This is a genomic window from Kocuria sp. HMSC066H03 (assembly GCF_001812045.1).
GTDB lineage: Bacteria > Actinomycetota > Actinomycetes > Actinomycetales > Micrococcaceae > Kocuria > Kocuria rhizophila.
Genome location: NZ_KV807506.1, coordinates 813358 through 830485 on the forward strand (window position 1 = coordinate 813358; position 17128 = coordinate 830485).

The 17128-nt window shown below is 71.1% G+C and carries 19 protein-coding genes; 11 read left to right on the forward strand and 8 right to left on the reverse strand.

Features of this window, described 5'->3' with window-relative positions:
- Positions 1-250 precede the first annotated feature (250 nt).
- Positions 251-2353, reverse strand: coding sequence for a glycoside hydrolase family 15 protein (locus HMPREF2833_RS07065; protein WP_070637127.1), 2103 nt, complete (start codon positions 2351-2353; stop codon positions 251-253).
- 182 nt (positions 2354-2535) lie between these two features.
- Between HMPREF2833_RS07065 and HMPREF2833_RS07070 the strand changes: the two genes are divergently transcribed.
- From HMPREF2833_RS07070 to HMPREF2833_RS07085, 4 genes are all read left to right on the forward strand, one after another.
- Entirely contained in the window at positions 2536-3009 is a 474-nt protein-coding gene (locus HMPREF2833_RS07070; protein WP_070637130.1) for a DUF805 domain-containing protein, read from the forward strand.
- Positions 3010-3131: 122 nt separating this feature from the next.
- Positions 3132-4013: a metal ABC transporter substrate-binding protein gene (locus HMPREF2833_RS07075; protein ID WP_239357670.1), complete on the forward strand. Its 882-nt coding sequence runs from the start codon at positions 3132-3134 to the stop codon at positions 4011-4013.
- On the forward strand, positions 4010-4975 hold the full coding sequence (locus tag HMPREF2833_RS07080) for a metal ABC transporter ATP-binding protein (RefSeq protein ID WP_070637134.1): 966 nt from the start codon (positions 4010-4012) through the stop codon (positions 4973-4975). Before HMPREF2833_RS07075 ends, HMPREF2833_RS07080 begins: the two co-directional genes overlap by 4 nt.
- Complete coding sequence (locus tag HMPREF2833_RS07085) at positions 4972-5841, forward strand: metal ABC transporter permease (RefSeq protein ID WP_070637135.1); 870 nt, start codon at positions 4972-4974, stop codon at positions 5839-5841. The genes HMPREF2833_RS07080 and HMPREF2833_RS07085 overlap by 4 nt, the downstream gene beginning before the upstream one ends.
- A gap of 124 nt (positions 5842-5965) precedes the next feature.
- Here the strand turns inward: HMPREF2833_RS07085 and HMPREF2833_RS07090 are convergent, their stop codons facing one another.
- On the reverse strand, positions 5966-6580 hold the full coding sequence (locus HMPREF2833_RS07090) for a CGNR zinc finger domain-containing protein (protein WP_070637137.1): 615 nt from the start codon (positions 6578-6580) through the stop codon (positions 5966-5968).
- Positions 6581-6706: 126 nt separating this feature from the next.
- On the opposite strand from HMPREF2833_RS07090, the gene HMPREF2833_RS07095 reads away from it, so the two are divergent.
- On the forward strand, positions 6707-7060 hold the full coding sequence (locus HMPREF2833_RS07095) for a VOC family protein (RefSeq protein ID WP_070637139.1): 354 nt from the start codon (positions 6707-6709) through the stop codon (positions 7058-7060).
- Positions 7061-7178: 118 nt separating this feature from the next.
- Here the strand turns inward: HMPREF2833_RS07095 and HMPREF2833_RS07100 are convergent, their stop codons facing one another.
- Positions 7179-7865: a metal-dependent transcriptional regulator gene (locus HMPREF2833_RS07100; protein WP_070637141.1), complete on the reverse strand. Its 687-nt coding sequence runs from the start codon at positions 7863-7865 to the stop codon at positions 7179-7181.
- Positions 7866-7900: 35 nt separating this feature from the next.
- On the reverse strand, positions 7901-8401 hold the full coding sequence (locus HMPREF2833_RS07105) for a MarR family winged helix-turn-helix transcriptional regulator (RefSeq protein ID WP_070637143.1): 501 nt from the start codon (positions 8399-8401) through the stop codon (positions 7901-7903).
- Positions 8402-8540: 139 nt separating this feature from the next.
- On the opposite strand from HMPREF2833_RS07105, the gene HMPREF2833_RS07110 reads away from it, so the two are divergent.
- Both HMPREF2833_RS07110 and HMPREF2833_RS07115 read left to right on the forward strand, forming a co-directional pair.
- Positions 8541-8909 carry a hypothetical protein gene (locus HMPREF2833_RS07110; RefSeq protein ID WP_070637146.1) on the forward strand — a complete coding sequence of 123 codons (369 nt, stop codon included), beginning with the start codon at positions 8541-8543 and terminating at the stop codon, positions 8907-8909.
- 205 nt (positions 8910-9114) lie between these two features.
- Entirely contained in the window at positions 9115-9441 is a 327-nt protein-coding gene (locus HMPREF2833_RS07115; protein WP_070637148.1) for a hypothetical protein, read from the forward strand.
- Positions 9442-9521: 80 nt separating this feature from the next.
- Here the strand turns inward: HMPREF2833_RS07115 and HMPREF2833_RS07120 are convergent, their stop codons facing one another.
- Together HMPREF2833_RS07120 and HMPREF2833_RS07125 are read right to left on the reverse strand one after the other, a co-directional pair.
- Complete coding sequence (locus HMPREF2833_RS07120) at positions 9522-10727, reverse strand: ABC transporter permease (RefSeq protein ID WP_070637150.1); 1206 nt, start codon at positions 10725-10727, stop codon at positions 9522-9524.
- Positions 10724-11860: an ABC transporter permease gene (locus HMPREF2833_RS07125; RefSeq protein WP_141756165.1), complete on the reverse strand. Its 1137-nt coding sequence runs from the start codon at positions 11858-11860 to the stop codon at positions 10724-10726. The genes HMPREF2833_RS07120 and HMPREF2833_RS07125 overlap by 4 nt, the downstream gene beginning before the upstream one ends.
- A gap of 74 nt (positions 11861-11934) precedes the next feature.
- Between HMPREF2833_RS07125 and HMPREF2833_RS07130 the strand changes: the two genes are divergently transcribed.
- From HMPREF2833_RS07130 to HMPREF2833_RS07145, 4 genes are all read left to right on the forward strand, one after another.
- A complete protein-coding gene (locus HMPREF2833_RS07130) occupies positions 11935-12531 on the forward strand; it encodes a TetR/AcrR family transcriptional regulator (RefSeq protein WP_070637154.1) in 597 nt (198 codons plus the stop codon).
- 179 nt (positions 12532-12710) lie between these two features.
- Positions 12711-13028 carry a metal-sensitive transcriptional regulator gene (locus tag HMPREF2833_RS07135; RefSeq protein WP_039101494.1) on the forward strand — a complete coding sequence of 106 codons (318 nt, stop codon included), beginning with the start codon at positions 12711-12713 and terminating at the stop codon, positions 13026-13028.
- A gap of 61 nt (positions 13029-13089) precedes the next feature.
- The gene (locus HMPREF2833_RS07140; RefSeq protein WP_070637156.1) at positions 13090-13299 is read left to right on the forward strand and encodes a heavy-metal-associated domain-containing protein; all 210 of its coding nucleotides are present in this window, start codon (positions 13090-13092) and stop codon (positions 13297-13299) included.
- Positions 13292-15886, forward strand: coding sequence for a heavy metal translocating P-type ATPase (locus HMPREF2833_RS07145; protein ID WP_070637158.1), 2595 nt, complete (start codon positions 13292-13294; stop codon positions 15884-15886). Before HMPREF2833_RS07140 ends, HMPREF2833_RS07145 begins: the two co-directional genes overlap by 8 nt.
- A 91-nt stretch (positions 15887-15977) precedes the next feature.
- Here HMPREF2833_RS07145 and HMPREF2833_RS07150 read toward each other — a convergent pair whose 3' ends face one another.
- Together HMPREF2833_RS07150 and HMPREF2833_RS07155 are read right to left on the reverse strand one after the other, a co-directional pair.
- Positions 15978-16403, reverse strand: a complete 426-nt coding sequence (locus HMPREF2833_RS07150; protein WP_070637160.1) for a hypothetical protein — start codon at positions 16401-16403, stop codon at positions 15978-15980.
- 79 nt (positions 16404-16482) lie between these two features.
- The gene (locus HMPREF2833_RS07155; RefSeq protein ID WP_223246086.1) at positions 16483-17121 is read right to left on the reverse strand and encodes a hypothetical protein; all 639 of its coding nucleotides are present in this window, start codon (positions 17119-17121) and stop codon (positions 16483-16485) included.
- Between the last annotated feature and the right edge of the window lie 7 nt (positions 17122-17128).

Below are 17128 nucleotides of genomic sequence, written 5' to 3' on the forward strand. Positions count from 1 at the left end.
GGAGGGTGCCGAGGCACTCCCTCGGCCACCAGCCGAGTCACACCGGGCCCGGCGTAGCTGGTGCGCTCACGCTACCGTGCGCTGCCGGGCCGCCAGTAATCGGTTTCGCCCCGAATCCCGCACATGACGCCCCGCGCCTGCGTCCACCCCGCACGGGGGTCACGACGACGCCGCACGGCCACCTCCCACTCGCCCCGCGCCCGGGCACCGAACGCGGGCGCGGCCCCCAGCGGCGTCGTGGGCCGGTGCATCAGGAGGCGTCCGGGGCGGTCTCCGCCTGCAGGATGTCCAGCACGCGGATCAGGCGCAGGTGCGCCTCCACCTGGGGGAAGTTGCCCGTGGCGCGTCGGTGGGTGGGCGAGTACGTGGAGGGCAGCAGGCCCAGCTCGTTGGCCGTGCCGAGTGCCACGTCCGTGAGCCGCACCGCCTCCTGGGTGTGCCCGCACAGCGCGAGCTGCTCGGCCAGCTGCAGCGTGGCAGAGACCGACGGCGCGGACTGGCCCGCGAACCCGTCCTGGCCGATCGAGGACGCGAACGCCTCGACGTCGTCCAGGTCCGTGAGCTGCGGCAGGTTGCGGTAGCGGTGCAGCAGCCCCGAGCTGTCGGTGAGCTCCTTGCGGATGCGGTCCACGGTGCCGAGCATGCGCTCGTCGTCGTAGGCCACGAACCCCACCATGGGCAGCTGCAGCAGGGAGGCGTCCACGTCCGTGGAGCCGTAGTACTGCACGAACGAGCCCACCTGGGGGTCGTAGCCGCTGGTCCAGATCTCGTGCGCGAGCTGGTCGCGGTGCTCCTCCCAGGTCTCCACGTCACCGGGCAGGCCGTGGATGCGCACCGCGTCCACACCCGCCTGCATGGCGGCCCACATCATCACGCGCGAGTGCGTGTAGTACTGGGGCTCGCCGCGCATCTCCCAGATGCCCTGGTCCTTCTCCTCGTAGTTGGCCACCACGGCGCGCAGCAGCGCCTGCTGCAGCGGCCACGAGAGGTGGTCCTCCTGCACGCCGCGGCGGCGCAGCATCTCGAACACGCGCAGCACGTGGCCGGCCACGTCCGACTGGTAGTGGCTGCCGGAGGAGTTGCCGTCACGCACCGGCCGCGAGCGCTCGTAGCCCGGCAGGTCCACCAGCCGCTCACGGATCTGGGGGGAGCCGTCCAGCGTGTAGATGTTCGAGGGGTTGTTGACGTCCCCGGCCACCGCGCGCAGCAGCCAGTTGCGCAGCTGCGCGGCCTCGCGGTCGTGACCGTGGTCCAGCATGACCTCCAGGGCCGATGCCGCGTCACGGGGCCACGAGAGCCGGTGGTCCCAGTTGCGCTCCGCGCCCACGACCTCCGGCAGGGACGTGGTGGGGGCGCCGATCAGCCCGCCCGTGGCCTGGTGCATCAGTCCGCGCACCACCAGCAGGCTGCGCCGGACGAGGTCCGCGGGCTCGTCGTCCGTGGCGGTGAGCGTGAACCCGCCCAGGGAGGTGCCCTCGTGGTGGGGGCGGTCCCCGTGACGGCCCACGTCCCGTGCCGAGGGGCGCTCGGAGGTGTCCAGGTCCTCGGCGTCCGCGCCGGAGGCGTGCAGCGCGGGCGGCTGCTCGTCCGGGTCCGTGTGGTTCACGGCCGCGGGATCCGTGAGGGGGTCGTAGGGCTCGTAGCGCTCCGTCCACTCCTGCCACAGGGTCACGGTCGTCGTCAGCGTCTCGTTCACGTCCACCGCCTCCGGGGGCACCCCGTGGGACGGGAACCACGTGAGCGTGAAGTCCCGGGTCTGACCGGCCGCCACCGTGAACGAGCCCGCGTGGCGGCGCTTGGTCTTGTCCGGGTCCGCCTCCGGCAGCGGATCGCCGTGGAAGACCACGGAGTCCGGACCGGCCATGCCCACCAGCACGGACTCGGCCTCGGCGTCCTCCGACTCGTCCTCGAGGACGTCGAAGCGGCTCAGCCACGGCACGGACGAGCCGTAGTTGAAGCGCAGCCGGAGGTCCTGGAACATCTCCACCTCACCCGTGAGGCCCTCCACCCGGCGGATCAGCTCGGTGCGGGCGTTGAGCGGCATGAAGTCCGTGACGCGCACCGTGCCGGTGTCCGTGGACCACACCGTGTGCAGCACGAACGTGTTCTCCGCGTAGAAGCGCTCCACCGCGATGACGCCGGGCAGGGACATGTCCACCGCGGCGTCGTCGTCCACCGCGCAGTACGGCGCGAGCAGCCAGCGGCCGTGGTCCGGGGTGCCCAGCAGGGCGCCGAACAGCGCGGGCGAGTCGAAGCGCGGCACGCACCACCAGTCCACCGACCCGTAGCGGGAGACCAGCGGCCCGCTGCGCATGTTGGACAGCAGGGCGTAGTCCTCGATTCTGGAAGCCATGTCCCCCAGAATCTCACGAACGAGCGGTCGGCTCACGCTGCACGGAACTCTGGCCGTTCGGCCGATGCACCCTGGGTGGCGCCTCGGTACGGTGGATGGTTCACCGTGCGCCGGTCGGGTTCGTGTTGCGAGCCGACCGGCGGACCGAACGGTCCCGCGAGACCCCCAGGAGGACGCCACCCATGACCCTGCCGTACCAGCCCGTGTACTACGACACCCAGCCCGGCGAACCCGTGGGCCCGTGGCGGGCCGTCAAGAACTTCATCAGCAAGGGCACCACGTTCTCCGGGCGGGCCTCACGCTCCGAGTACTGGTGGATCGCGCTGTACACGGTCCTGCTCTCGGGGGCCTACATGCTCGCGGAGGACCGCGGCTACCTGGCCTGGCCGGATGTGGACGGCGGGATCGCCATTGTCCTGGCGGTGCTCTCCCTGGTTCTGCTGCTCGCGGTGGTGCTGCTGGCCATCTTCACCGCGGCACTGTCCGTGCGACGTCTGCACGACTGCAACCTCTCCGGGCTGTGGTTCCTGCTCATCCTCGTTCCCGGACTGGGCAGCATTGCCCTGCTGATCCTGGCCGCCCTGTCCCCGGATCCGCGGGGTGTGCGCTTCGACGCCCAGCCCACCCCCGGGGCCGTCATGCCCGCCGGGAGGTAGGGCCGCGTCGTTCCTTGCCCGGACCCCCTCCCCGGTTTAAAGTTCGGTACACCGAACTTTAGAATTCACAAGAGCGAGGAGGGGTCTGGGTGCGAGGTCGACGGAGATGGAGGGCCGCCGCCGTGGCGGCCACGGGTGTGCTGGTTCTGAGCGGCTGCGCGGGGGCCGGGCCCGGCGGCAGCTCCGAGAAGCCCACCGTGCTCACCACGTTCACCGTGCTCCAGGACATGACCGCCGCGGTGGCCGGGGAGCACGTGAGCGTGGAGTCCATCACCAAGCCGGGCGCGGAGATCCACGACTACGAGCCCACTCCGCAGGACGTCACCAAGGCCTCCCGCGCGGACCTGGTGCTGGACAACGGGCTGCACCTGGAGCAGTGGCTCGAGCAGTTCACCTCCTCCGCGAACCTGACCCACAAGGTGGTCTCCGAGGGTGTGGAGCCCCTGGACATCGCCGACACCCCCGGAACCCCCAATCCCCACGCGTGGATGAGCCCGCGCAACGGCGAGCGCTACGTGGACAACATCGTCGCCGCGCTCAGCGAGCTGGACGGCGAGCACGCCCAGCAGTTCCGGGACAACGGGGAGAAGTACAAGGAGCAGATCCGTGCAATCGGCACGGAGCTGTCCAAGAAGTTGGAGGCGCTGCCCCGCAACGAGCGCGCGCTGGTCACGTGCGAGGGCGCGTTCTCCTACCTGGCGCGGGACACCGGGCTCACCGAGAAGTACATCTGGCCGGTCAACGCGGAGCAGGAGGCCACCCCGCAGCAGGTCAGCTCCGCCATCGAGTTCGTGGACCGGCACAGGGTGCCCGCGGTGTTCTGCGAGTCCACCGTCTCCGACAAGCCCATGCAGCAGGTCGCGGAGGCCACCGGCGCCCGCTACGGCGGCACCCTCTACGTGGACTCCCTCTCGGAGCAGGACGGCCCGGTGCCCACCTACCTGGACCTGCTGCGCCACGACGCGGACACCATTGCCAACGGCCTGTCCGGGAAGGCGCGGTGACGCCCGCGATCCGGGCGAGCGGCGTCGTCGTCGACTACGGCCGCGTGCGCGCCCTGGACAGCGTGGACCTGGAGATCGCCCCCGGGTGCGTGACGGGGCTGGTGGGCATGAACGGCAGCGGGAAGTCCACGCTGTTCAAGGCGCTCATGGGCACCGTGCGCCTGGAGGCCGGCGAGGTGCGGCTGGACGGGATGGACCCGCGCACCGCGCGGAAGCGGGGCGTGGTGGGGTACGTGCCGCAGAGCGAGGACGTGGACTGGGCGTTCCCGCTGTCCGTGCGGGACGTGGTCATGACCGGGCGCTACGGGCACATGGGCCCCACTCGGCGGGCGCGTCCCGCGGACCGGGCCGCCGTGGCGGACGCGCTGGAGCGGGTGGAGCTCACGGAGCTGGCCGGGCGGCAGATCGGGCGGCTGTCCGGCGGGCAGCGCAAGCGGGTTTTCGTGGCGCGTGCCATCGCCCAGGGCGCGCGGACCCTGCTCCTGGACGAACCGTTCGCGGGCGTGGACAAGCGCAGCGAGGCGACCATCGTGCGGCTGCTGCACGAGCTCGCCGCCCAGGATTGCGCGGTGGTCGTGGCCACCCACGACCTGCACGCCCTGCCGCAGCTCGCCGAGAGCGTGGTCCTGCTGCGCCGCCATGTGCTCTTCCACGGGCCGGTCGCGGAGGGGCTCGCACCCGAGCACCTCGTGCGCGCGTTCGGCCTGGACGTGCTCTCCGACCCGTCCCCGCGGTCCCCGGGGGACGACGACGCCGCTCCCGCCGACCGCGCGCCGCTCGCCGCGGGCGCGGCTCACGAGGGGCCGCCACCGGGCCCTGCCGCGGGGGACGCCCCGGCGCCGGGCGGCGTCGTACCCTCGGGCACGGTCGCGGCCCCGGGCGGCGTCGTGCCCCCGCGCAACGGGACCGCCGCCGTGATGAGACCCGACGCACCCACCCCGCACCGAGGAGGCCGCGCATGAGCACCCTGGAGCTGTTCACCCAGCCGCTGGAGTACGAGTTCATGCTGCGCGCACTGGTCACCACCGTGGCCGCGGCATCCGTGTGCGCGGTGCTCTCGTGCTGGCTGGTGCTCGTGGGGTGGTCGCTCATGGGGGACGCCGTGTCCCACGCGGTGCTGCCCGGCGTGGTGCTCGCCTACATCCTGGGCATCCCGTTCACCGTGGGGGCGCTGGTCGCGGGTGTGCTGGCGGTGGTGCTGATCGGCGGGCTGCGCGGGACCAGCAGGGTCAAGGAGGACGCATCCATCGGGATCGTGTTCACGTCCCTGTTCGCCCTGGGTCTGGTGCTCATCTCGGTCACCCCGAGCCAGACGAACCTGACTCACATCATCTTCGGCAACGTGCTGGGCATCTCCGCGGCGGAGCAGCTGCAGATCTGCCTGCTGGCGGTGGTGGCGCTGGCGGTGATGGTGCTCAAGCGGCGGGATCTCACCCTCTACGCGTTCGACCCCCAGCACGCGCACGCGATCGGGCTCTCCCCCCGGTTCCTGGGCGGGCTGCTGCTGGGGCTGCTCGCGGTGACGTCCGTGGCAGCCCTGCAGGTGGTGGGGGTGGTGCTCGTGGTGGCCATGCTCATCATTCCGGGCGCCACCGCACATCTGCTCACCGACCGGTTCGGGGCCATGCTGGTGATCGCGCCGTGCGTCTCGGCCACGTCCGCGCTGCTGGGCATCTACCTCAGCTACTGGCTCAACGCCTCCCCCGGCGGGCTGGTGGTGCTCGTCCACGCGGCGGCCTTCGCGCTCGCGTACTTGCTCAGCCCCGCGCACGGGGTGCTGGGCAGCAGACTGGCGGCCCGACGTCGCCGGCGGGCGGTGGCGGGGTAGGGCACCTCCGCGCCCGGGCCGGGTCCGGCAGCGTCCCGCACCCTGCCCGCGCCACACGGGACCTGCGTGCGCGCGTCGGGCAGGCGTCGATCCCCGCCGGGCCAAGGCTGCCCGGGCGGCAGCGCTATGAGTTCCGGTCCCTGGCCTGTGCGGCACGCTTCCGTTCCTGCTGCCGCGCGTAGTAGGCACGGGAGCGGTTCCGGTCCCCGCAGTCGCTCGTGACGCACCAGCGCCGGTTCCGCCGGGGGGACGTGTCGAGGTAGACCCACCCGCAGGTGGCGTCCTCGCACTGGTGGAGCCGGTCGAGGTCGCCCCGGTTCATGAGTTCTACCAGGCCGCGGGTGATGCGATGGCGGGCGGTCGCCAGCGTGAGCTCGTTGTCGGACCAGCACCAGCCCGCGCCGCGGCGGGACAGGCGGGAGTGGCCCAGGGTGGTCCGGTAGGCGGTGGCAATGGCCTCCGACGCGTGCTCGTCACCGTGGAACAGTGCCTCGTAGACCCGCTCGCGCAGCGCGACAACCCGACCCAGTTCAGCGGCGGCGGTGCGCGGATCCTCTCCGGCAAGAGCCTGGAGCTGTTCCTGCTCAGTCGCGTCGAGCAGCCCGGACTCCCGGCACCACGTGAGCACGCGGTCGTAGGAGGTCAGATCCTCCTCCCGCGCGGGGCCGCCGAGCCGCCACTCCACGGTGTTGACCAGGTCGAGCATCCGGTCGCCCGAAATGTGGCTGAACTCCGTCATGCACCCTCCTCACAGACACGTCAAGTCTTGCATGTGAGGGGGATCCGGGTTTGACTCTCACAAGCAACATACGTTTCACCCGTGAGAGACACCCTGCAGTCGACCGCTCGAGAAAAGAGACCCCTCATGTCGCTTCGCCTGTCGCACACCACCTGGGACGCCATCGACCCGCACACCGTCGCGGAGTTCTGGCGCGAGCTCACGAACTGGGCGATCCACGAACCCGACTGCTACCACCCGGGCTCCGACGAGTGCTACCTGGTGACCCCCGACGGCTACATCGTGCTCTTCTTCAGGGTCCCGGACGCCAAGAAGGTCAAGAACCGGGCCCACATGGACCTCGTTCCCCAGGGAGCCCCCCAGGAGGAGGAGATCACGCGGGCGCTCCGCCTGGGAGCGGTCATGGTCGACGACCGCCGCCACGACCTGGGCTGGGCCGTCATGGCGGACCCCGAGGGCAACGAGTTCTGCATCCTCTGACCCGGGAGGGGGCTGACGCCGAGTGGCGCCCGGGGGCCGCGGGACAGAAAGTCTCCGCCCCCGCGCCCCTCTCACCGTCGTTTCGCTTGCCGGGCTCGCCCCGAAGGCCCCGGTCCTGTCAGGAACTGACCTCGCCAAGCGAGACCCAGACCGCGTCGGTGGCGGTCTGTCCGAGGGGGACGTTGCGAGCGCCGTCGTCCAGCACAGCCTGGACCGAACCCGAGTAGGGGCCGCCGGAGCGGATGTCCAGGGGGACCCCCACGCCGATGCCCTGCTCGGCGAAGAAGCGGAGCAGCCCCGAGTCCCGGTCCGAGATCCGTTCCACGCGCACGCGGGAACCGTCCGGGACGGTGGTGAGGGAGACGGCGTCGGGAGAGGTGATGGTGCCGTCCTTGGCGGGGATCGGATCACCGTGCGGGTCGCGGGAGGGGTGCCCCAGGAGATCGTCCAGGCGGTCGATCATGAAGTCGGAGGCGGCGTGCTCCAGGTGCTCCGCCTCGTCGTGGACCTGGTCCCAGCGGTAGCCGAGCATCTCCACCAGGAAGGTCTCGATCAGCCGGTGGCGGCGCACCATCTCCACGGCGAGCGCCCGGCCCTGCTCGGTGAGCTCGATGGCGCCGTACGGGGTGTGCGCCACGAGACCCTGCTCCGTGAGCTTCTTGAGCGCATCCGAAACGGAGGAGGCGCGCAGCCCCACCTTCTGGGCCACGGCGGAGGTGGTGACGGGGTCCGCAGACCACTCCCCCAGGTTCCAGATGGCCCTCAGGTAGTTCTGGTGGCTCACCGAGAGCTTCGCGACCGACATGATGGGGAGACTAACAAAGCCCCGCATCCGGCGCGTCAGGAAGCCGGCGGTTGCGTGACGCCCTCGATCATCCTCCGCAGGAAGGCCGCCACCACGTCCCGCTCCGCCGCGGACATCTCGTTGACCACGGCCATCATCCGTCCGTGCATGTCCCGCAGGGTGGTGCGGACCTCCTCCTTGCCGTGCTCGGTGGGGACCACCGCCACGGAACGGCGGTCGTCCGGGTGGGGGATGCGTTCGGCGTAGCCGTCGCGGACCAGGCGGTCCACCAGCGCGCTCGTGGAGGCGTTGGTGATCCCGAGCATCGCGGCCACGTCCTTCTGGCGCAGAGCCGTGCCCGTCTTGTCCGCCGAGATCAGGTGCCGCAGAGCCAGGATGTCCTTCTCGCCCATGTCCATGTCCGCGCGCACGCGCGAGCGCATGGTGGTCTCCGCGTCGCGGTAGCGGCGCAGGAGGTTCAGCACGTCCACGCCGCTCGCGGATTCGGTCGAGTCGTCGTACCAGAAGTGCCGCGGGACGGCGGGTTCGGACGTCATACAGCGTCGTTCTCGGCGCGATTCGCGGCTGGTGCACATGTCGTCTGCATAGGTCCAGTAGATTAGCTAACAGTTAGTTGGACCATCAACCTGTCGCCGCTCCCCCAAGGCTGCTTTCAGGAAGAGCGGAGGGCTCGCAATGATGCTCGCACAGGACCCGGCACCGGACACCACGGTGGTGCCCGTCACCGATCTCGGATCTGCCCGGAACACCCCGTTCGAGGGCGTGTCTCTGCCCTCCGTGGCCCGCGCCGCCACCCTCGGTGTGCAGGTGTACCCCTCCGTGGCCTCGGCGGACTTTGCCATCACGGGCGGCCTCGACGACCTTCACCTCACCGTCACCCTGGCCTTCACCCCCAGCATGGAGAACCAGCGCATCAAGGACGAGATCACCACCGAGCTCATTCCCGGCCTGGAGGCCATCCTAGGCGCCTCGTTCGCCCGCACCACCCTGGACTACTCGGTCGCGGAACCCGTCCTCGCAGCCGCCCCGGTCGCCGCGGCCTGACTTTCCCGCATGACGACGCCGCCCTGCCGCCTCGTCCCCCGGCTCACCTCTAGGACTGCGCGCAGACGTCTTTGACCAGGTGCCGAGCACCGGCGCCGACATTCACCGCCCTGACGCGCCTGACGGGTGGACCCGCAGCCGACGGGTACAGTCGTGGGCCCTGCACGACGACCACCAATTTCGGCAACGTGAGGCGGTTTCGGCAATGGTGTGGCTCATCGTCATCGCTCTGGGTGCGCTGCTCAGCTTCTGCGCCATGCGCATGGTGGCAGCGGCCAACCAGAACTCCCGACTGCCGATGATCTTCGGGCGCGCGCCGCACAGTCCTCGACGCCCCGCAGTTTTCTATCTCATGCTGGCGGCCAGTCTTAGTCTGCTCATGTGGGGCGCGATCCGGGGATTCCAGGAGGTGGGCGCATGGGCCTCCGCCGCGGTGGTCGCGTTCATGATGCCGTCGCTCATTCTCACCATGCGGCACAACCGGGGCGGGGCTCTGCGTTCACAAGCCAAGCGGGAGGCCCCTCTCGACTGAGGGGCGCCCCTGCCACGGCGTGACGCAGTGGTGGCCGGAACTGTTGCGCCCGGCCCACCCCCGTCTCCTAAACCGATCTCCTAGACCGACGCCGCCGCCGCGGCCGCCGCGGTGCTGGCCTCTTCCCGTTCGCTCAGCACGGCGAACAGGTGGCGGCGCTTCTGGCGCAGGGTGCCGAACACGGCCAGGGCGATCCCGCCCGCGATCCACGCGATCATGATCCACACCGGCGCCGCGAGGGACACGTCCTGGAAGTAGATGGCGTCCCGGATGGCCGCCACGCCCTGGGGCGAGTACAGCCAGCCGTGCACCCAGCCGTAGAAACCGCCGACCATGTCGAGCGGCGTCGTCAGCCCCGAGGCGCCGAGACCGAGCAGCGGCATGAGGAAGATGCACACCGGCATGGCCACGGGACCAAACACGAGCATGAGCCCGGTGGTCACGGTCACGCAGGACAGGCACAGCATGTAGAGCATGCACCACGGCACGAACGCGCTGCCGCTGAAGATCCCGAACACCGCCCAGCCGTAGACCACCATGCCCGTGGCCACCACGGCCGGCATGAGGAACCACAGCGCGATGCGCAGCTTGGTGCCGGCGGGCATGAGGCTGCTCACGATGCCCGTCATGAACCCGCCCAGGATCGCCCCGAGGGCCAGGTAGGTGATGGTGGTGCCGTTCGGGTCGTTCTCCGCCGCGGGGGCCACGTCCTCGGTGTGCAGCTGCTTCTGCGCCTTCTGCGCCACCGGGGTGAACAGCTGCGTCACGGCGGCGTTCACCTGGCGGCCGTTGGCCCCGGCGGTGTGGAGGGTGCCGGTGGCGGGGTCGTAGGCCGCGCGGGCGTCGTGCGTGCGCACCTCGTGGCGGCCGTCGTCCACGGTGTCCACGCGGTGCACGTCGAAGTCCCCCGCGGAGCCGTCCGTGAGCTGCTGGGCGAGGTCCGCAGTCTGCGCGCCGGTGCCGATCACGGCCACCTGCATGTCACGGGGGGTCACATCCACGGTGGTGCCCACCATGAGCATGGGCATCACGAACATCATGAACAGCGGCAGCAGCATGCCCACCGTGACCATGCGCTTCTGCGTGAGCTTCGCGTCCACCGTGCGGCGCGGCGGGGCCGTGGGATTCTGCATAGCACCGATGGCCGAGGCGGGAGGCATCTGCGCCATCCGGCCCATGAAGCCGTCCTCGAGCGGGCGCTCGGACTCGGGGACCACCGTGGAGCCCGCCGCACTCACCGCGGCGTCCCCACGGTCCTGGCCGGGGGTCGGGTTCTGATCGTTCATGCGTGCGTCACTTCCTGGGCCCGGTGCCGTGCGCGCGCGGGGCGCGCGGCGGCGTCGTCGTCATCGGAGTCGTCGGAGTCGTAAGCCGTGAGAAGGGGCTCGTCGGGGTGCTTGCGGGCGTGGTCCACCTGGTCCGCGATCACGCCGCGGTCCTCACCCGGGTGCGGGGAGCGGAGGGAGCCCAGCCACAGCAGCCCCGCGCCCAGCAGCAGCCAGGTGGCCAGCAGCAGGATCCAGGGGCCCACGCCGTGGCCGTCGAAGTAGACGATCCGCTGCAGCAGCTCGCCGATGGCGCCGGTGGGCATCATGCGGTGGATCACCTGGAAGAAACCGGGCATCAGGTCCGGGCTGGTGGCGATCCCCGAGGCCGGGATGCCCAGGATCACGAACACGGTGATCCCCACGATCGTGGCGGCCTGGCCCAGCAGACCGCCCACGCCGAGCTGGAACACGGCCGCGGTGAGGTACGCGCCCATGGCCACCAGACCGGCGGCCACCAGGTGCGAGTCGTACACCCCGTAGAAGCCCCAGGTGACACCGGTGGTGAGCACGGCGGCCACCACCGACAGCACCCCGATCAGCGCCAGCTTGGAGCGCAGCCGCATGCCCTTGCCCAGGTTGCCGAGCATCGTGGAGGTGACGTAGCCGGCCGTCACGCACGCCGTCATGAGGTACATGTACGCGATGCCCAGGGTGTCCTTGGGTGCGGGCTTGCGGAGGTCCTGAACCTTCAGTGGCACCCCCGTCTGGGAGGCCACCTGCTGGAACACCCCCTGCGCGACCCCGGTGGCCTGCCGGCCGCCGGCACTGGCCACGAAGAGGTCCCCGCTCGCGGGGTCGAACGCGGCGCGGGTCCTGCGCTCGAGCACGTCCTGGCGCGCGGTGTCCGCATCCGCCACGGTGCTGACGTCCAGCGCGTCCTTGCCCTGCGCCGCCACCTGGCGGGCCACCTGCTGGGCGGGCGCACCGGCGCCGATCACCTCCACCTCCATGTGGTGCGGCGCGGGCTGGTGCATGGCCGATACGTAGGAGGCGGGATACGCGAAGGCCATGAACACGGGGAAGAGCATGGCCACGAGGATCATCGTGGCCGGAACGCGGGACCCGGTCCCGGGTGGTTGAGGTGACGACATGTCGGCCTACCTTACACCTGTAAGTGTGCTTTTCAAATGTAAGGTAAGCCGTTCGCAACTGCTATCCTGGCCCCATGGACGCCCCGGCCGACGACACCCCCCAGGGCCCCCCGGTGGACGTCCGGGTGGCCCACACCCTGAACGCCGTGCGCACCGCGTGCCTTCAGCTGCTGGAGGTCCAGGACGCCCGCAGCATCACCATCTCCCAGCTGTGCAAGAAGGCCGCGATCTCGCGCCCCACCTTCTACCAGCACTACTCGGGCCTCGACGACGTCTACGCCGACATCGTGAAGCAGGAGCTCTCGCACACCGCGCGCGAGTTCGAGACGTTCGAGGGCTCCGGGATCGAGAAGCCCCTGGAGCGGCTGATCGACTTCGTGCACACCCACGGCATGGGGAACCTGGCCACCGTGGGCAACCGCCAGCTCGCCTCGCGCGTGCGCCCCATCGTGGAGCTGTGGCTCGCCGAGCGCGTGGCGCGGGCCGCCTTCGACACGGGGCTGGACGACCTCGACCCCGACCAGTGGCTGCGGACCTACTTCGTGGCCGGCGGGCTCATGACGGTCCTGCGGCAGCAGGACGCGGACTCCCCCGCCTCGGCGGTGGGCACCGAGGAGATGGCCCACGCGCTGCAGCGCACCATGCGCACGGTGCTGCGCAGCGGTTCCTGAGCCCTCGCCACCTCCGCAGCACCCGTCCACGACGCCGCCCGGTCACCCCGGGCGTGCCTCGCGCCCCGATCCCCGCACCACTCCGCCCGGCATGGCCCGGCGATCCCGAATCGCCCCGACACCTCGCGTGACCGGCCCCACCTTGAACGGATACCCCCAAGGGGTATACGGTGGGAGCCATGAGCACCCAGGACACCCCCACCCACGGCTACACCCAGGACAAGGCCTCCTACGCCCGGCGCCTCAAGCGCATCGAGGGCCAGGTGCGCGGGATCCAGCGGATGATCGACGAGGACACCTACTGCATCGACGTCCTCACGCAGATCTCCGCGATCCAGTCAGCCCTGAAGTCCGTGAGCCTGGGGCTCATGGAGGAGCACCTGGGCCACTGCGTCAAGCACGCCGTGGAGCACGCCCACGACACCGGGGACACCTCGGAGATGGACGAGAAGCTCGCGGAGGCCAACGCCGCGATCGCGCGCCTGGTCAAGAGCTGACGCACACCCCCTCACGATTTTCCGGGCCCACCCCGGGCCCACCGACCCGAAGGAGAAATCCATGAACACCACCGTCAACGTCTCCGGCATGACCTGCGGCCACTGCGTCTCCTCCGTCACGGAGGAGCTGTCCGAGATCCCCGGCGTGACGTCCGTGGACGTGGACCTCAAGGCGGGCGGCACGTCCCCGGTGCGCATCACGAGCGAGCGCGAGCTGAGCCCGGAGGAGATCTCCGCGGCCGTGACGGAAGCGGGGTACACCGTTGAGTGACACCACCACATCCACCGACACCCTCGACAGCGAGGTCCACGGACCCCTGCGGGAGCTGGAGCTGGAGATCTCCGGCATGACGTGCGCCTCGTGCGTGGGCCGGATCGAGCGCAAGCTGCGCAAGATCGACGGCGTGGACCCCGCGGTGAACCTGGCCCTGGAGTCCGCGACCGTGAAGGTCCCTCAGAACGTCCCGGACGAGCAGATCGTGGACACCGTCCACCGCGCCGGGTACGAGGCCCGCATCACGGGAGGCGCGCAGCAGAGCGCGCCGGCATCCCAGCGGCGGACCGGTACCGGCGGCCCCGACGCCGCCCAGGGGACCACCGCGACCCACGGCTCCGGCGCGCCCTCCGGGACCTCCCGTCCGGGCACGGGCCCGGAGCCCTCCGAGGCTCCCCACCAGGGCGGGAACCCCGTCTCCCACGAAACCGCAGGCCAGCCGGACGCGGGGGACGCAGCGGCGGGTACGACGTCGTCGTCCGCCTCCCCTGACGCGAGCCCAGCGGCTGCCGCGCCCCGCGGTGCCCAGGAACCCGCTGAGGACGCCGCCCGCAGCGAGCGGGGACCGGCCGAGAACGAGCACCGCGATCCGGCGCTCGAAACCACTCCGGCGCAGCGCCGGATGAACGACCTCAAGAAGCGCTTCTGGGTCGCGGCGGCGTTCTCCGTGCCCGTGTTCGTGATGTCCATGGTCCCGGGCGCCCAGTTCCCGCACTGGGGCTGGGTGGCGGCGCTGCTCGCGCTGCCCGTGGTCACGTGGGCGGCGTGGCCGTTCCACCGGGCCACCGCCGTGAACGCGCGGCACCTGTCCACCACCATGGACACGCTGGTTTCCCTGGGCGTGGCCGCCGCGTACCTGTTCTCGCTGTGGCAACTGGTGGCCGATCCGGGCATGACCGCTCACGCCCACCCGGGCGAGGGCATGGACATGTCCGCGCACCAGCTGTACTTCGAGTCCGCGGCCCTGGTGACCACGTTCCTGCTGCTGGGGCGTTGGCTCGAGGCCCGCGCGAAGTCCCGCTCCGGTGAGGCCCTGAAGGCCCTGCTGGACCTCGGCGCGCAGCAGGCCACCGTGGTGGCCGAGGACGGCACCGAACGCACGGTGCCCGTGTCCGAGCTGCGGGTGGGAGACACCTTCGCGGTGCGACCGGGCGAGAAGATCGCCACGGACGCCGTGGTCCTGGAGGGCGAGTCCGCCGTGGACGCCTCCATGCTGACGGGCGAGTCCATGCCCGTGGAGGTGGGACCCGGGGATGAGCTCACCGGAGCCACCGTGAACACCACGGGCCGGCTGCTGGCCCGCGCCACCCACGTGGGCTCGGACACCGTCCTGGCCTCGATGAGCCGCACGGTTGCCCGCGCCCAGGCCACCAAGGCCCCGGTGGCGCGGCTCGCGGACCGGATCTCGTCCATGTTCGTGCCCGTGGTCATGGGCATCGCCCTGCTGACGCTGGTGATCTGGCTGGTGGTGACCGGGGACCCCAACCGCGCGTTCGTGGCGGCGGTGTCCGTGCTGGTCATCGCGTGCCCGTGCGCCCTGGGCCTGGCCACCCCCACGGCCATGCTCACCGGAACCGGGCGCGGCGCCCAGCTGGGCATCCTCATCACGTCCGCGGAGGTCCTGGAGGACACACGTTCCGTGGACTCCGTGGTGATGGACAAGACCGGTACCGTGACCCACGGTGAGATGGCTGTGAGCGCGGTGACCCCGCTCAACGCGTGGTCCAAGGACCAGGTGCTGGACCTGGCCGCGGCCGTGGAGCGCTACTCGGAGCACCCGATCGCCCACGCCATTGCGGCGGCCACCCCGCACCGCTACGAGGTCACCCGCTTCGAGTCCGCACCGGGCGGCGGCGTGCGGGGCTACGTCCCGGACGGCATGAACGCGCGCTTCGTGGTGGTGGGCCGGGAGTCCTGGCTGCACGAGAACGGCGTGCGCCTGAACACCGAGGAGACCAACGCCCTGGAGCTGGCCCGCGCGGGCGGCACCACCACCATCCTCGTGGCGGTGGACGGGCGGCTGGCCGGGTTCGTCGACCTGCGGGACACCGTGAAGGACGAGGCCCCGGCGGCGATTGCCGAGCTCAAGGACCTGGGGCTGCGCCCCGTCCTGCTGACCGGTGACAACGCCGCGGTGGCGCGTTCCGTGGCCGAGCAGGTGGGCATCGACCCCGCGGACGTGATCGCGGACGTCACCCCGGACGGCAAGGTCCAGGCCATCGAGAAGCTGCGCTCCGAGGGTCACGTGGTGGCCATGGTGGGCGACGGCGTCAACGACGCCCCGGCCCTGACCACCGCCGACCTCGGGATCGCCATGGGCTCCGGCACGGACGCCGCCATGCAGGCCGCGGACATCACCGTGGTGCGCAGCGAGCTCACCGCTGTTCCGCTGGCCATCCGGCTGTCCCGCAGGACGCTGTCCACCATCAAGTCCAACCTGTTCTGGGCGTTCGCGTACAACACCGTGGCCATCCCGGTGGCCGCCCTGGGGCTGCTCAACCCCATGGTCGCCGGTGCCGCGATGGCGTTCAGCTCGGTGTTCGTGGTGCTGAACTCGCTGCGGCTGCGGGGGTTCGCCCGCTGAGGGCGCGCGCGGCGGCGCGAGCTGCCACAACGGCTCCGCCCCGGGGACCAGGAGTCACCGGGGCGGAGCCGTCAAGAGATCGGTGAGCGGATCAGCGGGCGCTCGAGCCCGGCTCCTCACCCTGGGTGTCCGGGTGCACGCGCTGCCCGAACTCCGGCTCGTCCGAGGCGGTGGACGCGGTGCCACCCTGCTCGGCCCGGCGGGCCCGCTCGGCCTCCCGGCGGGCCTTGTTCTCCGCGAAGATCTTGGCGGAGGAGCGGTTCACGCCGGTGCCCTGGCCGAGCTCCTCGGCGTTGGGCTTCTCCAGCAGCATGAGGGTGGCGCACACCACCACGGAGGCGATGAACGTGATGCCCGCGGCGATCAGCCCGAGGCCCACGCGGGCGGCGTTGTCCGAACCGCCGGCGGCCACCACGGACACGATCACGAACGCCACGACCGCGAGCACCGCCGAGATGACCAGGGGCCCCTTGATGTCGGTCTTGCGCCGGCCGTTGTGCTCAGTGCGCTGGGCCACGTGATTCCTCCTGGCAGTGCTGGGGGTGTGCGTCGGGGGCGGCTTCCCGCCCGTCGGTTCAAGGAGCCAGTCTACGCCGTCAGGCCTCGCGGGCCGGGCCCGCGGCGGGGCCGTCCGCCACCCGCGCGTCGTGGCGCAGACTCAGCGCGGCGATCAGCTGGGTGACACCGATCAGGATGGCGGCACCGCCCACCACGCCCAGCTCGGCCTTGGCCCCGAGGGTCTCCACGAGCACCATGCCCATGGCGGCGAACACGGTGATCGCACCGCACAGGGTCCAGTCCCGCCCCAGCGGGAACTGCCCGCGGAAGCGCATGCCGAGCACGAGTTCCGTGATCCCGCACAGCGCCAGGATCACCGAGGACAGCAGGACGAACAACCAGTTGCTCTGGGCCACCACTGCGGTGAGCACACCACCCAGGACGTACAGCACGCCGTAGGACTGCGGAATGGACCGGCTGGCCCCGAGGTCCACGTCCTCGCGGCGGTTCAGGCGCACCTGCAGGAAGATCGCGGACGCCCCGGTTCCCACCAGGAAGAACGCCATGACCCAGCGCCCGGCCTCGAGCGACGGCTCCTGCCAGAACACGGTGACCGCCGCGAACACGAGCGCCACCACGGCGCGCACCAGCGTGGGCGCCCAGAGGTCGTGGCGCACGTCGGTTCCCCGGTCGGCGCGGTTCTCGCCGCCGCGCGGTGCGGAAATCTGTGGGGGCACGCCGGAA

What these genes read in the sequence shown, in the direction of transcription:
- HMPREF2833_RS07090 (WP_070637137.1), bottom strand. Translation starts at nt 6,580, where the DNA reads ATGACGGAGTTCAGCCACATTTCGGGCGACCGGATGCTCGACCTGGTC.
- HMPREF2833_RS07105 (WP_070637143.1), bottom strand. Translation starts at nt 8,401, where the DNA reads ATGACGTCCGAACCCGCCGTCCCGCGGCACTTCTGGTACGACGACTCG.
- HMPREF2833_RS07115 (WP_070637148.1), top strand. Translation starts at nt 9,115, where the DNA reads ATGGTGTGGCTCATCGTCATCGCTCTGGGTGCGCTGCTCAGCTTCTGC.
- HMPREF2833_RS07095 (WP_070637139.1), top strand. Translation starts at nt 6,707, where the DNA reads ATGTCGCTTCGCCTGTCGCACACCACCTGGGACGCCATCGACCCGCAC.
- HMPREF2833_RS07125 (WP_141756165.1), bottom strand. Translation starts at nt 11,860, where the DNA reads ATGTCGTCACCTCAACCACCCGGGACCGGGTCCCGCGTTCCGGCCACG.
- HMPREF2833_RS07065 (WP_070637127.1), bottom strand. Translation starts at nt 2,353, where the DNA reads ATGGCTTCCAGAATCGAGGACTACGCCCTGCTGTCCAACATGCGCAGC.
- HMPREF2833_RS07110 (WP_070637146.1), top strand. Translation starts at nt 8,541, where the DNA reads ATGATGCTCGCACAGGACCCGGCACCGGACACCACGGTGGTGCCCGTC.
- HMPREF2833_RS07140 (WP_070637156.1), top strand. Translation starts at nt 13,090, where the DNA reads ATGAACACCACCGTCAACGTCTCCGGCATGACCTGCGGCCACTGCGTC.
- HMPREF2833_RS07085 (WP_070637135.1), top strand. Translation starts at nt 4,972, where the DNA reads ATGAGCACCCTGGAGCTGTTCACCCAGCCGCTGGAGTACGAGTTCATG.
- HMPREF2833_RS07070 (WP_070637130.1), top strand. Translation starts at nt 2,536, where the DNA reads ATGACCCTGCCGTACCAGCCCGTGTACTACGACACCCAGCCCGGCGAA.
- HMPREF2833_RS07130 (WP_070637154.1), top strand. Translation starts at nt 11,935, where the DNA reads ATGGACGCCCCGGCCGACGACACCCCCCAGGGCCCCCCGGTGGACGTC.
- HMPREF2833_RS07100 (WP_070637141.1), bottom strand. Translation starts at nt 7,865, where the DNA reads ATGTCGGTCGCGAAGCTCTCGGTGAGCCACCAGAACTACCTGAGGGCC.
- HMPREF2833_RS07120 (WP_070637150.1), bottom strand. Translation starts at nt 10,727, where the DNA reads ATGAACGATCAGAACCCGACCCCCGGCCAGGACCGTGGGGACGCCGCG.
- HMPREF2833_RS07135 (WP_039101494.1), top strand. Translation starts at nt 12,711, where the DNA reads ATGAGCACCCAGGACACCCCCACCCACGGCTACACCCAGGACAAGGCC.